This is a genomic window from Leclercia sp. UBA5958, from assembly GCF_002430365.1.
Classification (GTDB): Bacteria; Pseudomonadota; Gammaproteobacteria; order Enterobacterales; family Enterobacteriaceae; genus Enterobacter; species Enterobacter pneumoniae.
In genome coordinates, this window is sequence record NZ_DJCE01000011.1 from 257,267 (window position 1) to 273,070 (window position 15,804).

At 55.8% G+C, this 15,804-nt stretch carries 14 protein-coding genes and 1 tRNA gene; 6 read left to right on the forward strand and 9 right to left on the reverse strand.

All coding sequences use genetic code 11. The features are described 5' to 3' along the window. Window positions 1-66 precede the first annotated feature (66 nt). Entirely contained in the window at window positions 67-351 is a 285-nt protein-coding gene (gene rplY / locus B2Q93_RS16660) for a 50S ribosomal protein L25 (protein WP_040074755.1), read from the forward strand. 53 nt (window positions 352-404) lie between these two features. Here the strand turns inward: rplY and yejK are convergent, their stop codons facing one another. After that, window positions 405-1,412, reverse strand: coding sequence for a nucleoid-associated protein YejK (gene yejK / locus B2Q93_RS16665; RefSeq protein WP_040074754.1), 1,008 nt, complete (start codon window positions 1,410-1,412; stop codon window positions 405-407). Between the two features lie 134 nt (window positions 1,413-1,546). Between yejK and B2Q93_RS16670 the strand changes: the two genes are divergently transcribed. From B2Q93_RS16670 to B2Q93_RS16680, 3 genes are all read left to right on the forward strand, one after another. Next, on the forward strand, window positions 1,547-1,774 hold the full coding sequence (locus B2Q93_RS16670) for a YejL family protein (RefSeq protein WP_040074752.1): 228 nt from the start codon (window positions 1,547-1,549) through the stop codon (window positions 1,772-1,774). Window positions 1,775-1,793: 19 nt separating this feature from the next. Beyond that, window positions 1,794-3,554, forward strand: coding sequence for an LPS biosynthesis-modulating metalloenzyme YejM (gene yejM, locus B2Q93_RS16675; protein WP_286809419.1), 1,761 nt, complete (start codon window positions 1,794-1,796; stop codon window positions 3,552-3,554). A 72-nt stretch (window positions 3,555-3,626) separates the two neighbouring features. Then, window positions 3,627-3,703: transfer RNA gene (locus B2Q93_RS16680), tRNA-Pro, on the forward strand. A 326-nt stretch (window positions 3,704-4,029) separates the two neighbouring features. On the opposite strand, the gene B2Q93_RS16685 is transcribed toward B2Q93_RS16680, so the two are convergent. Next, on the reverse strand, window positions 4,030-4,290 hold the full coding sequence (locus B2Q93_RS16685; RefSeq protein WP_040074749.1) for a DUF2534 family protein: 261 nt from the start codon (window positions 4,288-4,290) through the stop codon (window positions 4,030-4,032). A gap of 206 nt (window positions 4,291-4,496) precedes the next feature. On the opposite strand from B2Q93_RS16685, the gene eco reads away from it, so the two are divergent. Then, the gene (eco, locus tag B2Q93_RS16690; RefSeq protein WP_253274036.1) at window positions 4,497-4,973 is read left to right on the forward strand and encodes a serine protease inhibitor ecotin; all 477 of its coding nucleotides are present in this window, start codon (window positions 4,497-4,499) and stop codon (window positions 4,971-4,973) included. A 46-nt stretch (window positions 4,974-5,019) separates the two neighbouring features. Here the strand turns inward: eco and B2Q93_RS16695 are convergent, their stop codons facing one another. Further along, window positions 5,020-6,408 (reverse strand): DUF1996 domain-containing protein, encoded by a 1,389-nt coding sequence (locus B2Q93_RS16695; RefSeq protein WP_286933805.1) that lies wholly within the window; start codon window positions 6,406-6,408, stop codon window positions 5,020-5,022. Between the two features lie 141 nt (window positions 6,409-6,549). Beyond that, the gene (gene mqo, locus B2Q93_RS16700; protein ID WP_286933806.1) at window positions 6,550-8,208 is read right to left on the reverse strand and encodes a malate dehydrogenase (quinone); all 1,659 of its coding nucleotides are present in this window, start codon (window positions 8,206-8,208) and stop codon (window positions 6,550-6,552) included. A 177-nt stretch (window positions 8,209-8,385) separates the two neighbouring features. Here mqo and B2Q93_RS16705 point away from each other — a divergent pair, with 177 nt between their 5' ends. Next, complete coding sequence (locus tag B2Q93_RS16705) at window positions 8,386-9,684, forward strand: SulP family inorganic anion transporter (RefSeq protein WP_046884712.1); 1,299 nt, start codon at window positions 8,386-8,388, stop codon at window positions 9,682-9,684. On the opposite strand, the gene mgtE is transcribed toward B2Q93_RS16705, so the two are convergent. From mgtE to apbE, 5 genes are all read right to left on the reverse strand, one after another. Further along, window positions 9,647-11,083, reverse strand: coding sequence for a magnesium transporter (gene mgtE / locus B2Q93_RS16710; protein ID WP_207292126.1), 1,437 nt, complete (start codon window positions 11,081-11,083; stop codon window positions 9,647-9,649). The genes B2Q93_RS16705 and mgtE overlap by 38 nt on opposite strands. A gap of 140 nt (window positions 11,084-11,223) precedes the next feature. Beyond that, entirely contained in the window at window positions 11,224-12,867 is a 1,644-nt protein-coding gene (locus B2Q93_RS16715) for a multidrug ABC transporter permease/ATP-binding protein (protein WP_286933807.1), read from the reverse strand. Between the two features lie 76 nt (window positions 12,868-12,943). Continuing rightward, on the reverse strand, window positions 12,944-13,594 hold the full coding sequence (gene alkB / locus B2Q93_RS16720) for a DNA oxidative demethylase AlkB (protein ID WP_040074739.1): 651 nt from the start codon (window positions 13,592-13,594) through the stop codon (window positions 12,944-12,946). After that, window positions 13,594-14,658: a bifunctional DNA-binding transcriptional regulator/O6-methylguanine-DNA methyltransferase Ada gene (ada, locus tag B2Q93_RS16725; protein ID WP_286933996.1), complete on the reverse strand. Its 1,065-nt coding sequence runs from the start codon at window positions 14,656-14,658 to the stop codon at window positions 13,594-13,596. Before ada ends, alkB begins: the two co-directional genes overlap by 1 nt. A 72-nt stretch (window positions 14,659-14,730) precedes the next feature. Next, window positions 14,731-15,789 (reverse strand): FAD:protein FMN transferase ApbE, encoded by a 1,059-nt coding sequence (gene apbE, locus B2Q93_RS16730; protein ID WP_286933808.1) that lies wholly within the window; start codon window positions 15,787-15,789, stop codon window positions 14,731-14,733. Window positions 15,790-15,804: the final 15 nt, after the last annotated feature.

Below are 15,804 nucleotides of genomic sequence, written 5' to 3' on the forward strand. Positions count from 1 at the left end.
CGTGAAGCAGAACACCTGCCTGCTGCTGGGTCGCCTGTAGCAGGATCTATATACAGAGAGAAATCAATGTTCACTATCAATGCAGAAGCACGTAAAGAGCAGGGTAAGGGTGCGAGCCGCCGCCTGCGCGCAGCTAACAAATTCCCGGCCATCATCTATGGCGGCGAAGCTGCTCCTGTCGCAATCGAACTGGACCACGACAAAGTGTGGAACATGCAGAACAAAGCTGAGTTCTACAGCGAAGTTCTGACTATCGTTGTTGACGGTAAAGAAGAGAAAGTTAAAGCTCAGGCGGTGCAGCGTCACCCGTTCAAGCCAAAACTGTCTCACATCGACTTCGTTCGCGCGTAATCGCTGACAAGTTGAATAAAAAAACCCCGCTCTGCGGGGTTTTTTTATGGCGCTTATTTGCCGCCGGAGGTGCGACGCTGAAGCTGGTCGCGCAGGTTTGGCGGAGTACCTTTGATCGTCAGGGTATCCGTGGCCGGGTCCCAGAAAATGCGCTCACCCAGCAGCAAGGCATCGAAGTTGATCGTCAGCCCGCCGCCGCTCCCGGCAAATTTGGTCAACTGACGCAGGGTGCTACGATCCGCCGGGAAGCTCTCTTCCAGCTCGTAACCTTTGTCAGCCGTAAATTCCTGGAAACTCACTTCACTGACGCCCGCCAGCTCTTTCGATAACGACTCAAGCTCGATCTCTTCCCCCGCCTGCAGCTGTTCGTTGCAGTAGGTGTACACCTGCTGACGCACGGTCTGACGCTCGGATTTATCGAGCTGCGCCTCTGCGGTAAAGTCGTCCACCGCCTGCAGCAAGCCTTTGTTTTGCGCTTTCGCGTTAAGCCCTTCGCTGGCGCCGAGGAAATCCATAAAGAAGTCGGCCACTTTACGCCCTACCCGCCCTTTAAGGAAGGTGAGGTAGCGTGTGGATTCCGGATTGGTTTCCCACTCGGTAAGGTCAATACGCGCCACAATATCGGCATGATTGATGTCCAGATAGTGGGTCGAGCTGATGTCCAGCTGCTCATTTACGCGCATGCTGCTTAAGTTGTTCAGCACCGTCACCAGCAGATACTCTACCGCCAGGTAGCGGTACTGACAGAACAGCACGATACCGCCGTCAGCAAAAGGATATTTTGCCAGCTCATCGCGCAGGCGTCCGGTCGCCGCCCGGCTAAAGGCGAGGAACTCCTCTTCGCCCTGACGCTGTAAGCGCAGGCTTTGCGCCAGTTCACTCTCTTCGTTGAACATGCCGTAAGCTTTATTTTTGGCGCTATAGACGCGGTGTAGCTCCGCCATCATGTCCACGACGGTTGGCGTCGGTTCAAGTAACGTATCGCGCAGCACCAGCTCAAGGGTTTGCTCATCACGCTTGATAAGCTGGTGCAGCGCAATCTGGTTGATATCCAGACTCATGATAAACTCTCCTGTTAGACCGGGCGGTATTCAACCATCCCCTGCGCATGTGCGCAATAGAAGATAAAAAAGGGGAAAAAATGCTGTTGCTACGGTACTATGTTGCCCTTTCATCAACGAAATGATTTTGATTTATGCCACAACATTCCCGCTACAGTGACGAACACGTAGAACAGCTTCTGAGTGAGCTGGTTAACGTACTGGAAAAACACAAAACGCCAACCGACCTTTCCCTGATGGTACTGGGGAATATGGTGACCAACCTGATTAATACCAGCGTTGCTCCGGCTCAACGTCAGGCCATTGCGAAATCCTTCGCACAGGCGTTGCAGTCCTCGGTTAACGACGACCCGGCACACTAAGGGAAACGAACGACAGCTTATGGTGACGAATCGTCAGCGCTACCGCGAAAAAGTGTCCCAGATGGTAAGCTGGGGGCACTGGTTTGCCCTGTTCAACATTCTGTTGGCGATGGTGCTTGGCAGCCGCTATCTGTTTGTAGCCGACTGGCCAACCACGCTGGCCGGGCGGATTTACTCCTGGATCAGCGTCATTGGCCATTTTAGCTTTCTGGTTTTCGCCACCTATCTGCTGATTCTGTTTCCACTGACCTTCGTTGTCATGTCGCAGCGGCTTATGCGGTTTATCTCCGCGATTCTGGCCACTGTAGGCATGACGCTGCTGTTAATCGACAGCGAAGTCTTTACCCGTTTCCACCTGCATCTCAATCCCATCGTCTGGGAACTGGTGATTAACCCCGACCAGAACGAAACCGCGCGTGACTGGCAGCTAATGTTTATCAGCGCGCCTATCATCCTGATGATTGAGATGCTTTTTGCCACCTGGAGCTGGCAAAAACTGCGTAGCCTGACGCGTCGCCGTCATTACGCCAAACCCATTGCGGCGCTCTTTTTCGTCGCTTTTATCAGCTCACACGTTATGTATATCTGGGCTGATGCCAACTTCTATCGTCCGGTCACGATGCAGCGCGCCAACCTGCCGCTCTCTTATCCGATGACCGCGCGACGCTTTCTGGAAAAACACGGTCTGCTGGATGCGCAGGAGTATCAGCGCCGTCTTGTCGAGCAGGGCAATCCGGAAGCGGTATCCGTGCAGTATCCACTCAGCCCGCTGCGTTTCCGCGATATGGGCCAGGGCCAGAACGTGCTGTTGATTACCGTCGACGGCCTGAACTACTCGCGCTTCGAAAAACAGATGCCGACGCTGGCCGAATTTGCGGATAAGAACATTAACTTTACGCAGCATATGAGTGCCGGTAATTCGACGGATGCGGGGATCTTTGGCCTGTTCTACGGGATTTCGCCTGCCTATATGGACGGCGTGCTGTCGGCGCGCATCCCTGCGGCCTTGATCACCGCGCTGAATCAGCAGGGTTATCAGCTGGGGCTCTTCTCTTCAGACGGCTTTAGCAGCCCGCTCTATCGTCAGGCGCTGTTGTCCGATTTCTCTCTGCCTACCGCCAAAACGCAAACTGATGCGCAAACCGCCGGTCAGTGGATTAACTGGCTGCAGCGTTATGCGCAGGAAGATAACCGCTGGTTCTCGTGGGTCGCCCTGAACGGCACCGCAATCGACGACAGTCAGCAGAAGGGCTTTAACCAGCGTTATGCGCGCGCGGCCGGTGAGGTCGATGCTCAAATTGCCCGTGTGCTGAACGCCTTACGCGATTCTGGCAAGCTGGAAAATACCGTGGTGGTGATCACGGCGGGCCATGGCGTGGCGCTGGGTAGCGATCGCGACAGCATGGAATGGTCTCGCCCTCGCCTGCAGGTACCGCTGGTTATTCACTGGCCGGGCACACCTTCCCAGCGCATCAACAGGCTTACCGATCATAAAGATGTGATGACCACGCTGATGCAGCGCTTACTGCATGTGAATACGCCAGCTAACGAGTACTCACAGGGGCAGGATCTGTTCAGCGCGACGCGTCGTCATGACTGGGTGACCGCCGCAGACGGAAATACGCTGACCGTGATGACGCCCAATCTGTCGCTGGTGCTGAATAGCAACGGCACCTATAAGACCTATACCCTGAAGGGCGAAAGAATCAACGATCAGAAACCGCAGCTCAGCCTGTTGCTGCAGGTATTGACCGATGAGAAACGCTTCATCGCTAACTGATTAATATTAAATCAGTTAGCGGTCAGGGCGCTTGCAATAGACCGTAAATTGAGTAGTATTAGCTACCAGTGTCGGCACGTAGCGCAGCCTGGTAGCGCACTGTCATGGGGTGTCAGGGGTCGGAGGTTCAAATCCTCTCGTGCCGACCAAAAATCCCAAAGAAACCAACCTTCTACGGTTGGTTTTTTTATGCCTGTAATAAACCCTCGCTGAGGGTGAGACCAATTCTGGCAGCCAACGCAGCAGGTAAACGAGCGTTACCAGCGGTTTAAACGCCCCGATCTGAAATGTCTACCCCGCCCCCCCAGCTTTCCCGGATGATGCCCGCGCCAGAAGACAACGCCGCTTACCAGAGTGAACAAGCCAAAAGGGTGAGATTTGGAAACGCGACCGGGTATCGTTAATTCATCAGGCACGTTTTTCAGATGTAAAAAAACCAGCCCGTGGGCTGGTCTGGCGTATCACCGTGCGGGGCTTATTGTTTATTACTGCCACCGAGGAAAAAAATCCCCAGCGGGATGGCCAGCAGCACGGTAAAGACGGTGCTATAGACGAGGATCATGGCCGACTGCAAAACAAACATGCTGGTCGTCCACGAAGAGAGTGGGATGTTGTACTGTTCAATGACACCAACGATGGTTGCGCGGCCAACGCAGGCCACAGCAATTGAAAATACCACCAACAATGCCAGAAGAAACTTTCTGCCCGACGGGGTGTTAAGTTTTGCGCGTACCATCGCTCTTTCCTTTACAGATGAATAACCATGATTGCCGCTAACCCTACCACGATCTTGCCGGTCACGCCATATCAGCATTTAACACTAAACAACAAGCAAGCAACCAGCTGATTAAACCGGTTAAACATAAAATTTAAGTAAATCACCCTGCCAGTGAGGGTTCAATATGCTACGCTTGCCACGATCGTTGAACAAAAGGAATGATTGTGAAAAAAGTACCGAAGATTGCTATCGCCCTGCTGGCGGCCACCTGTACCAGCGCTTTTGCCAGCAATGATATTCTGACCCCTTTCCCGCAGGCCGAAAAAGGGATGAAACGTCAGGTGATCCAGCTGCCGGAGCAGAAGGATGAGGCGCAGTACAAAGTCGAACTGCTGATTGGTAAGACGCTGGAAGTGGACTGCAATCAGCACCGACTGGGCGGCGAGCTGTCCCAAAAAACGCTGGAAGGCTGGGGTTACGACTACTACCGCTTCGATAACGTTACTTCACCGGTCTCAACGATGATGGCCTGTCCGGACGGCAAGAAAACCGAGAAATTTGTTACGGCATACCTCGGCGACCACAGCCTGCTGCGCTATAACAGCAAGCTGCCGATTGTGGTCTATACCCCGGAAAATATCGACGTGAAGTACCGCCTCTGGAAGGCAGACGAGAAAATCGACGACGCACAAGTGCGTTAAAGAGGCGATTTCAGGGTTCCAGCGCTCGCCTGGAACCCCTTCTTACCTAAATCTCTGGCGTGTGTTTAAAGCCTGTCAGCATCAGCACAAGGCTCTCTTTCGACGCAGCGGTGTTGAACTGATAATGGTTACCCTGCCGATCGCCTCCGATATACCAGGAGATCTCCGTTTTCCCTGCGGCCAGTGCTTTACGTACTGCGGTATCGACATCCACCATCCGGTATTCCCGGACATGATTGAGATAGAGCAACGCCTCTGAGCGATAACTGCAGGCAGGACGCTGTTTCCAGTTCACCGTGGCGGGATCCCAGTCATTGCTCGCCGGATAGAAGAAGATCTGATCGGCACCATTATTCTCTACCTTCCCGCCATAGAGGCGTATACGGTACTTAAACTGCGCAGGATCCTGCCCGGCCGGCAGCGGTGGGATGGCAAATTTCACCAGGCTCAGCGTTTCCGGGTTGCGGGTGCGGCCCCCCTGTTTCCAGTTATCGCTAATCTGCAGCCCCTGCCCTGATGGAGTCTCGCTGCTGACAGTGACATTCGCCAGCGCCTTCGAATACCCGTAGGGCACGTTGGTACCGCAGTCCATCCCCTGGTTCATACAGAGATCGGTCATAAATTGCGCCCCCTCCTTTGTCCAGCCGTTCATAAAGTCGGCGTGGGCCGTATAGAGGCTCCCCCAGTGCTCCTCCCGCGTATCACCATTCATCGTGGGATCGAGAGAAAGCTGCGCTTTTGCCGTATCCAGGGAGGTAATGCCCTTTAGCACATAGGCCACATTCATATTGACGGTCGGGATCTTCACCGGATACCCGGATGGACACTGCCCTTTCACGTCATAAACGGCATTTTTCATACCGTGCATCGGCTTAAGATGGATCCCATCCCAGCAGTTAGGAAACTGGATACCGATATTGAACTGCACCGCATCTTTGGCTTTACGCAGTCCGCATACCTCACCCACCTTATTGCTGTAACCTTTGCCGTTGGCGCATAAGAAGGTAATTCTGCCGTTAGGCTGCGTGCCATGGTGATCGCCCGCCAGCAGCGCCAGCCCCGCCGGAAAAGGGGTTAGTGGATATTGCGTAACATGCGAAGCCTGATAATAGGTTTTCTGATAAGCAGGCTGCACGACCGTACCATCCGGCAGACGCAGAGAAGGCGCCCAGTAAGCAGAGCTATCGGCTTTGTTATCGCAGGTGGTCTCAGGGCGCTGACGCAGCGATGAATAATCTGACCAGGCATCGGCATGGGTGTTGCCAAAAAAGTCATGCCACATGGCCTGATTGGGCATACCGTACATCATGATCGCGTCATCGCCACGCGTATGGCTCATGGCGCAAACCACGTGAGCCTGCGGGCCGGCGTGAGCAAAAAGGGAGGGAAGTAGCATGGCCGACGCCATCGCGGCAGAGAGGGTGGTCCTTTTCATTATTATCTCCTGATATGAAAGGCCACATTGGTAGCAAAAGCGCGTGCGCACGCCTAAATATTGCCGGGGTACTTTTCCTCGCGGGTTTGCTTTACGCGTAAAAAAGGCCGGAAGAACCGGCCTTTTTCTCTCAGCGTGACATTACAGTGCGATATCTGCCACGGGCTTGTTAACTGCCGGCTGGGGCTTGCCCTGCGGCTCCGCTTTTGGCGCCACATCGGCCGCCTGCGGTTTTTCATATTTCAGCTGCAGAACGCGGCTGGTGTACTCCAGCTCCTGTTCAGTCGCTGCCACATTACCGTTCAGTTTGGTGCCGTAAGACGGAATAATGGTTTTCAGTTTCGCCTGCCATTCCGGCGTCGCGACTTTATCTTTGAACACTTTTTCCATCAGGTGCAGCATGATAGGTGCAGCGGTAGATGCGCCTGGAGAAGCGCCCAGCAGCGCCGCAATGGTGCCCTCTTTATCGCTCACCACTTCAGTGCCGAGACGCAGAACGCCGCCCTCTTTTTCATCACGTTTGATGATCTGCACGCGCTGACCTGCCTGCCACAGACGCCAATCCTCTTTTTTCGCCTGCGGATAGTACTCTTTCAGCGCCTCGAAACGCTCTTCATCAGAGAGCATGACCTGGCTAATCAGGTATTTCACCAGATCGAAGTTATCCAGCCCGACGTTCATCATCGGCACGATGTTTGAGGTGGTGGTGGAGCTCAGCAGATCCCACAGCGAACCGTTTTTCAGGAATTTCGTGGAGAAGGTCGCGAACGGCCCGAACAGCACGACGCGTTTGCCATCCAGCATACGGGTATCGATATGGGGTACAGACATTGGCGGTGCGCCCACAGAGGCCTGGCCATACACTTTCGCCAGATGACGATTCACCACTTCCGGATTTTCAGAGACCAGGAACTGGCCGCCCACCGGGAAACCGCCATAGTTGTCGGCTTCCGGAATACCGGTTTCCTGCAGCAGTTTTAACGCTGCGCCGCCGGCACCGATGAAGACAAACTTCGCCTTAATGACGTGCTCTTCTTCATTGTTCTTCAGGTCGGCTACGGTTACGCTCCAGGAGTTATCAGCGTTACGCTTAAAGCCACGGACTTCGGTATTCAGCGCCAGGTTGAAGTGCTCTTTCTTCTGCAAAGCGCCCACCAGCTGACGGGTAATTTCACCGTAGTTCACATCGGTGCCGATTTCGGTACGGGTTGCAGCTACCTTCTGGTTGGGATCACGCCCTTCCATCACCAGCGGCGCCCACCCTTTGATCTGCGCATGATCTTCAGAGTATTTCATGCCGCGGAACAGGGTGCTCTGCTGCAGGGCGGCATAACGTCCACGCAGGAAGTTAACGTTGTCATCGCCCCAGACAAAACTCATGTGTGGCACGGTGTTAATGAAGCTGTGTGGATCGTGCAGCACGCCGCTGTTCACCTGATGAGACCAGAACTGACGAGAAATCTGGAACGCTTCGTTAATCTCAACCGCTTTTTCGATACTGATGGAGCCGTCCTTCTTCTGCGGCGTATAGTTCAGCTCCATCAATGCCGAGTGGCCGGTACCGGCGTTGTTCCAGCCGTTCGAACTCTCTTTCGCCACCCCATCCAGGCGCTCAACCATGGTCATTGACCAGTCTGGCTGCAGTTCTTGCAGGTAGGTTCCGAGCGTTGCGCTCATGATCCCGCCACCAATTAAAAGGACATCCGTTTGCTGCTCTTTTGGTGCGTCAGCCTTCGCCGCCATTGAGACAGCGTTCAGCCCCACGGCCAGCGAAAAGAGCACGGCAGTCATTTTTTTCATCATTTATGCCTTAAGTTATACGTGGAAATTGCAGGTGAAATAAGCTGCGGGGCAACGGTAGCAACATTTAAATATTGTTTAAAGGTTACGAAATTATTGTAATTGTGAAATTTAATGGTGGATTGTTTATACGGGAATGGTGCATCGGACTGGCAACGCGACCATTTTCTGGCTACTATGCTGCACTTTGTGATCGCGCGCACGGAAGCCCGCCCTGACCTGCGAAGCCTTATGTCTAAAATCCTGACCTCTCACCAGCCCGATGAGGGCCGTGTAGCGCATATCCTGCGCTCGCCGAATCTCTTTGTCCGCGAAATTCTGGCGGGTGTTATCACCGCCCTGGCGCTGATCCCGGAAGTGATCTCCTTCTCTGTGGTGGCTGGCGTCGACCCGAAAGTTAGCCTCTTTGCCTCGGTGGTGCTCTGCCTGGGGCTCTCTGTGTTGGGCGGTCGCCCGGCGATGGTCACCGCGGCAGCCGGTTCGGTGGCGCTGGTCATTGGTCCGATGGTGGCGCAGCATGGCGTGCAGTACATCCTGCCAGCGGTACTGCTCGCCGGGTTAATTCAGATCCTCTTCGGCGCGCTGGGGATGGCACGATTGATGCGTTTTATTCCCCAGTCGGTGATGACCGGGTTTGTTAACGCCCTTGGGATATTGATCTTCTTCGCGCAGGTTCCCCACTTCTGGAGCAAAAGCCCGCTGATTGTCGGTCTGTTTGTACTGACGATACTGATTGTGCTCTGGGTGCCACGCTACATTAAGAGCGTCCCCTCCCCGCTGATTGCCATTGTGCTGCTGACCCTGTTTACCGTCACCAGCGGACAGATCCTGCCGACCGTAGGCGATGAAGGTTCCATGGGCGGCGGACTGCCAGGGCTGACTGAACTGCTGGTGCCCTTAAACCTGAACACCCTTAGCATTATCTGGCCTTGTGCGCTCAGTATCGCCTTTGTCGGACTGATGGAGTCGTTACTGACGGCAAAACTGGTGGATGAGCTGACGGCAACCCCCTCCAGCAAGCGCCGGGAAAGCATCGGGCTCGGCGTCACCAATATCCTGGCTGGTTTTTTTGGTGGGATTGCCGGTTGCGCGATGATCGGGCAAACCATCGTCAACGTCGAGATGGGTAAAGGCCGCAGTCGCGTATCCACCTTCGCTGCCGGTCTGGTGCTCCTGCTCCTGGTGACCGCGCTGAGCGAAGTGATGGCCAAAATCCCGATGGCGGTGCTGGCGGGGATTATGGCCATCGTCGCGGTGAAAACCTTCAGCTGGCATAGCATCCAGCCCGGTACGGTGAAAGGTGCGCCGGTGGCTGAAACGCTGGTGATGCTGGTGACCGTTGCGGCGACCGTTTCAACCGGTAACCTGGCCATTGGCGTGGTAGGCGGGATTATCGCCATGGCGATCATCCCGGCCCGTCTTAAGCGCAAGCACGCCGCTACAGCAGAAACAGCGTCGCAAGCCCAAGAAAAATAAAGAAGCCCCCGGTATCGGTGATGGCGGTGATCATCACGCTCGACCCCACTGCGGGGTCGCGCCCGAGACGATTCATGGTCATCGGGATAATCACCCCCATCAGCGCCGCCACCAGCAGGTTGAGCACCATTGCCAGGGTCATGACCGCGCCCAGTGCCATATCATCGTACAACCACCAAGTCACTCCGCCCATAATCCCGCCCCACACCAGACCGTTGATAAGCGCCACGCCCAGTTCGCGGAAAATCAAGAAGGTGAAGTTGCCGGGCTGGATGTTCTGCAACGCCAGCGCACGGACAATCATGGTGATGGTCTGGTTACCGGTATTGCCGCCAATCCCCGCGACAATCGGCATCAGCGAGGCCAGGGCGACCAGCTGCGAGATGGTATGTTCGAAACCATCAATCACCCGCGAGGCGATAAAGGCGGTGCAAAGGTTGATGGCTAGCCAAGCCCAGCGGGTTTTTACCGCTTTACTGACCGGCGCATAGACATCCTCTTCCGCGCTCAAGCCCCCCATGGCGCGCATATCGTTATCGGTCTCTTCATAGACCACATCAACGATTTCATCGATGGTCACACGTCCCATCAATTTGCCCGTCGAGTCCACGACGGCGGCGCTGAGCAGGTTGTCACGTTCGAAGGTGCGCGCCGCTTTTTCCGCGTCATCTTCCGGCATGAAGATCACCGGATCGGGCTCCATCACTTCACTCACTCGCCGCTTCGCGCCGTGCAGCAGAATGGTTTGCAGATCCAGCTCGCCCAGTAAGGTTTTATCCCGTGAGGTGACAAAAAGTTTGTCAGTGTTATTGGGCATTTTCCCCAGACGTCGCAGATAGCGCTGCACCGCGCCCAGAGTGACGTCCGGGCGCACGAGAATCACGCCAAACTCCATGATCGCGCCGACGCTGTTTTTCTCATAATGCATCACCTGGCGAACGCGGGCGCGTTCATCAGCCGGCATCGAGGCCAGCAGACGGCCCGTCAGATTACGCGGCAGATGCTGTACCAGGTAAATCTGCTCATCAATATCAAGGGTCCGGAGCGCGTCAAGGATAGCGTGATCGCTCATCTCCTCGATCAAGTCGTCCCAGACGTTCTCTGAGGCTTCAAGCAGCACCTGGCCGCGCTCGTGATCTTCCACCAGCCGCCACAGAGCGAGACGCTCTTCCCGGGGCAATGCTTCAAGGGTATCGGCAAGATCGGGCGGTGGCAGATGCGACACCAGTGCCCCTACCTCAGCAATATCGTCGGCTAAGGTGCCGACGTCATATTGCTCAGCCAGGGTCAGTTTACCCAGCAGCGTGGAGACCAGCGCTTTATCGGTGGTCATCAACCAGATCAGTCGCGCACGCTCTTCATCGCGCAGCCTTGCGCTGTTTTTGTTTTTTAACGGCATTGATCATAAATCCATGTAATGTGATGGCATTAAGAATAGCGGCAGGATATGTAAATAAGAATAAACGACGGGCGGAGATGAACAAAAAAAGAGCATAAAGAGGGAAAATACCCGGCCATTGGGACGGCCGGGCAAAGAAGTCAGGCAGTACGGGCAACCGCATCCCTGGAGGCAGCATCGCGCTCGGCACCGGTCAGCTCGCTCAGCTGGCCATTACGCATCTCCAGCAACCGATCCGCATGAATAAAGTAGTGATCGTCATGGCTGATGGCAAAGATGGTTTTGCCCATCTGCTGCATCAGCGGTAGCAGCACCTGGTAGAAGTCGCGGCGGAAGTGGGGATCCTGATCTGCCGCCCACTCGTCGAGCAAAATGATGTCACGCTCTTCGGCCAGCGCCAGGAGTAGCGCCACGCGCTTCTTCTGCCCTTTCGACAGCTTCAGGTTGAGAATTTTGCCATTCTCCAGCTCAAGCTTATGCGACATTTGCAGATAGTCGAGCCACTTCGCGACCAGCGCCGAATCGGCCTGTTTGCCCTCTGGCCCCAGCAACTGGTCAAACAGCCAGACGTCGGTGAAGACCGCCGAGAAGAGCTTGCGGTAGTCTTCAGGCTGCTCAACGTTCATGGGTTTGCCGTCAAGCAGGATGTCGCCTGACTGAGGCTGGTAGAGGCCCGTTAACAGCATCGCCAGCGTTGATTTACCGCTACCGTTCCCGCCAATCAGAAACAGCAACTCACCGCGATGGATCGTTAAATTTACCGGCCCAATGGCGAAGGCGTTGTCCTGGTAGTGGAACGTGACATTGCGTAACTCCAGGGTCTGCCAGTTCGGGAAGGCCTGTGGACGCGGGAACGCAGGCTTGTAGGGCGCCAGCGCAAATTTGTTAAGCTTATTAAATGCCACCTGCGCGCTCAGCAGGGTCGGCAACGCACCCACGGCAGAGAGCATCGGCGTACGCAGGAACAGCAGCGTCAACGAGTAGGTTGCCGCCACGTTGGTATCGGCCCAACCGAGGCTGTTCGCCATCCAGAACACCAGGCCGATAGCGCCCAGCATCATAATATTCGACCAGTTTACCGCGCTCAGATGAAAGGTATCGGCGCGAATTATATGGTGGCGATACTCGCGGGCATCCGGAACATAGAGATTATTGAAGATGTGTTCAGCGCGCTCGCGATTCAGGGTCAGTTCTTTGCGCCCTTCCAGCACGGTCTGATAATCGTTGTAGAGCTTATCTTCGGTTTCACGCAGCACGGCCATATGTTTGTAGACCCGCGCCACCAGCACGAACCCGCCCCAGATGGTGATCACAATCCACAGTGCGGTGATGGCCAGCATTTTGGTAGACAAGAATGCGAGATAGGCTGCCGATCCGAAGGTCAGAATAATCCCCTGCACCAGCTCCGGCAGACGCACAAAGGCAATGGTGATGGCACGCACATCGCTGGTCAGCCCGGCCAGCAACGAAGCGCTGCCTAACTGCTCGATGCGCTCTACATGGGTATCCAGAATACGCTTGATAAACTCGCTGCGCAGGCGATAAACGAAGTGGTGGCCCAGCGTGGTCAGCGCCAGCTGTGAGCCCAGCGTTACCGCCATCAGCAACAGCAGCAAACCGAGAAATTCGGGTAGCACCGTCAGGGTGGTATCGACCGTTTCGATTAAACGCAGATTGATAAAGGCGATGAGCCCTATTCCCAGCGCGGCGCTGAGCAGGCTTAGCGCCATCACCGCAATAAAAGGCCAGCGATATTGTCGCCAGACCAGAAGAAGGAGTTCCATGCAGAGCTTTCCGGACAAGAAAAAACAGCCAGCAGTTTAAACTGCCCGCCGCTTACATCAAGAATAATTCTTATTTTTATTCGCTCTTCGCTGCCTGGCGGAACGTAAGGTTGTAGCGATACTCGCCGGTCAGGGGATGTTCGCCTGGCTTGAGCGGTTGGATCCCGTGATAAAAGAGGCGCGATGCACCGCCCCACACCACCACATCACCATGCTCCAGCAGCAGGCGTTGTAGGGGATCATTACGTTTCATTCCGCCAAACTGGAAGACGGCCGGCAATCCCAGCGAGACCGAAACAATCGGTGCCCGCAGGTCGGCTTCGTCTTTATCCTGATGCAGCGAGAGCTTTGCCCCTACGCCGTAGCGGTTGATCAGGCAGGCGTCGGGTTGAAAATCGGCGTAGCCTGCCGCGATAGCCGCCCGGTGGCAAAGCGTAGCAAAGGCGACAGGTAGCGGCGGCCAGCGATGACCGGTGAGCGGATCGTTGGGAGAGTATAGATAGCCGCGTTGGTCGGTCGTCCAGCCGAGTGGGCCGCAGTTGGTCATGGCCACTGACATGGTATACCCGCCCGGGGTCACCATCTGGCGAAAGGGGGCGTGCGTCGCCACGTCGGCAATCGCCGCCATCAGAGCGGAGTCAGAGGCGAGCGCAAAGCGGCGCAAGATCACGGCCCCCGGCGCCAGCGGCTCTTCCCAGGGTTCGGCATCGGCAAAAAGATCGAGCATTACTCCTCCTCATTTCCGGCTTCACGGCGCAGAAGCGCCGCTTTTCGCGCTATTCCCCAGCGGAACCCTGAAAGCCCGCCGTCGTTTCGCACTACCCGGTGACACGGAATGATAATGGCGAGCCGGTTGGCCGCACAGGCACGGGCCACTGCCCGCACCGCATTCGGTTTACCGAGGCGGGTAGCCACCTGCTGATAACTGACGGTTTCCCCGGCCGGAATAGTGCGTAATGCTTGCCAGACCTGCTGCTGGAAGGCGGTACCGCGAATATCCAGCGGCAGCGTCAGGCTCAGGGTATGGTTATCAATGCTGGCGATAACCTGCTGCACGCGTGCGGCAAATCCGGTATCTGCCTGCTCGTGGCGGGCGTGCGGGAACAACGTCTGCAGTTCGTTCAGCAGCACCGCGTCGTCATCTCCGGGCAGTATGGCACAGATCCCGCGCTCGCTCTCCGCGACCAGACAGCGGCCCAGCGCGCAGTCGCTGAGCGCGTAACGGACGGTTGTCTTATCGCCGCCCCGGCGAAACTGCTTCGCGGTCATGCCAAGCGCGGCGTCTGCGTTACGGTAGTAGCTGCTGCTGTCCGGAAAACCGGCCGCCAGCAACGAATCGGTAATTTTTTCGCCCTGCGCTAACCGGCTACGAAGACGCGCCGCGCGGGCGGCCTGCTGCCAGGCTTTGGGCGTCATCCCGGTGGCGGATTTGAACAGACGGTGCAGATGATAAGGGCTTACTGCCACCTGCTGCGCCAGTGCATCCAGCGTGAGGGGCTCTTCCTGCTCCAGCAGGCGGCAGGCTTTCTCGATAAGCAAAACGCGCCGCGCCTGCGGATCATGTTCATCGGGGCGACAACGTTTACAGGGACGAAAGCCGGCCTGACAGGCGGTATCAGCATCGTCAAAGAAACGGACATTCTGGCGTAAGGCGTGGCGCGCCCGACACGACGGGCGGCAAAAGATACCGGTGGTTTGCACGGCAAAGACGAACTGGCCGTCAGCGGCGGTGTCGCGAGACAACACCGCCTGCCAGCGTGGGTCATCATTAATCAGGGTCGTTTTGTTCATCATGCGCTCCTTCAGTAAGCATACTCCTACCCTGCCTGAGCGCCAGAGAACAAAAACCCGTAACCTTGCTTTTTAATTTTTTCCGTTAACCAGATAGCCGCTGAACTGCGGTGACATCCAGGTTTTGAACCCGTTACCTTCACGGGTGATCATATAGACCGCCAGCCCTTCCCGGCGCACAACTTCCTTCGCTTTTTCCGTCCCCAGCACCATCAGACCTGTATCCCAGGCATCGGCCTCCAGCGCCGTGGGGGCTATCACCGTCACGGACACCAGATTATGGGTGATAGGTCGCCCGGTCTGAGGGTCGATCGCGTGGGAGATGCGCTTGCCGTCCAGCTCATAATAGTTACGATAGCTGCCCGCCGTACTAATGCCGTGGCCGTTGATGTCAACGATCGCCTGTACGGCATTCTGCTCATCGGTAGGTTTTTGGATCGCCACGCGCCACGGTTTATCGCTGGCATTCATCCCCCGACTGACCAGCGCGCCCCCTACCGACACCAGATAGCGGGGGATCCCCTCTTCGGCCATCAGCGCGGCCAGGTGATCGGCGGCATAGCCTTCGCCAACGGTAGAAAGATCAACAAACAGGTCGGGGATATTCTTTTCCAGATACTGCTGACCGTACTGGTACAACACCGACAGATGGTGCAGCCCGGTTTGTCCTCGCGCATCATCAATTTGTTGCTGGCTGGGTGTTTTTACGGGCTGTTTGTCGGGACCAAATCCCCACAGGTTAACCAGCGGCCCCACGGTGATATCCATCGCCCCCTGGGTTTTGTAGCCCACGCGCAGGGATTCGGTCACGATATCTGCCATCGCCTCGCTAACGGGCCACGGAGAGGTGCTTTTTGAGTGATTAAAGCGCATCAGCGCGGAGTCGTTTTTCCAGGTAGAAAGGAGCTGATCGTCGGCATCCAGCTGCGTCTGGATCTTACCGCGTAGTGCTTCAGCCCTGGCTTTATCAACATTGATAACGCTAACGCGCCAGAAGGTGCCCATGGTTTTACCTTCTAACACCGTTGCCACTGCGGCATTTTCACTTTTTTCCGGCGTTTTTGGGGCATCGCACGCTGTTAACATAAAAAGTGCCGACAAGACGCCGACACGAAGAAAAGTCATATCCATTATTTATTATCCTCT

Excerpts from the sequence above, each read along its gene's own strand:
- ada (WP_286933996.1), bottom strand. The coding sequence starts at position 14,658 with ATGAACAAAACGACCCTGATTAATGATGACCCACGCTGGCAGGCGGTG.
- mqo (WP_286933806.1), bottom strand. The coding sequence starts at position 8,208 with ATGAAAAAAATGACTGCCGTGCTCTTTTCGCTGGCCGTGGGGCTGAAC.
- rplY (WP_040074755.1), top strand. The coding sequence starts at position 67 with ATGTTCACTATCAATGCAGAAGCACGTAAAGAGCAGGGTAAGGGTGCG.
- B2Q93_RS16705 (WP_046884712.1), top strand. The coding sequence starts at position 8,386 with ATGCTGCACTTTGTGATCGCGCGCACGGAAGCCCGCCCTGACCTGCGA.
- yejK (WP_040074754.1), bottom strand. The coding sequence starts at position 1,412 with ATGAGTCTGGATATCAACCAGATTGCGCTGCACCAGCTTATCAAGCGT.
- B2Q93_RS16670 (WP_040074752.1), top strand. The coding sequence starts at position 1,547 with ATGCCACAACATTCCCGCTACAGTGACGAACACGTAGAACAGCTTCTG.
- mgtE (WP_207292126.1), bottom strand. The coding sequence starts at position 11,083 with ATGCCGTTAAAAAACAAAAACAGCGCAAGGCTGCGCGATGAAGAGCGT.
- B2Q93_RS16685 (WP_040074749.1), bottom strand. The coding sequence starts at position 4,290 with ATGGTACGCGCAAAACTTAACACCCCGTCGGGCAGAAAGTTTCTTCTG.
- apbE (WP_286933808.1), bottom strand. The coding sequence starts at position 15,789 with ATGGATATGACTTTTCTTCGTGTCGGCGTCTTGTCGGCACTTTTTATG.
- B2Q93_RS16695 (WP_286933805.1), bottom strand. The coding sequence starts at position 6,408 with ATGAAAAGGACCACCCTCTCTGCCGCGATGGCGTCGGCCATGCTACTT.
- alkB (WP_040074739.1), bottom strand. The coding sequence starts at position 13,594 with ATGCTCGATCTTTTTGCCGATGCCGAACCCTGGGAAGAGCCGCTGGCG.
- yejM (WP_286809419.1), top strand. The coding sequence starts at position 1,794 with ATGGTGACGAATCGTCAGCGCTACCGCGAAAAAGTGTCCCAGATGGTA.
- B2Q93_RS16715 (WP_286933807.1), bottom strand. The coding sequence starts at position 12,867 with ATGGAACTCCTTCTTCTGGTCTGGCGACAATATCGCTGGCCTTTTATT.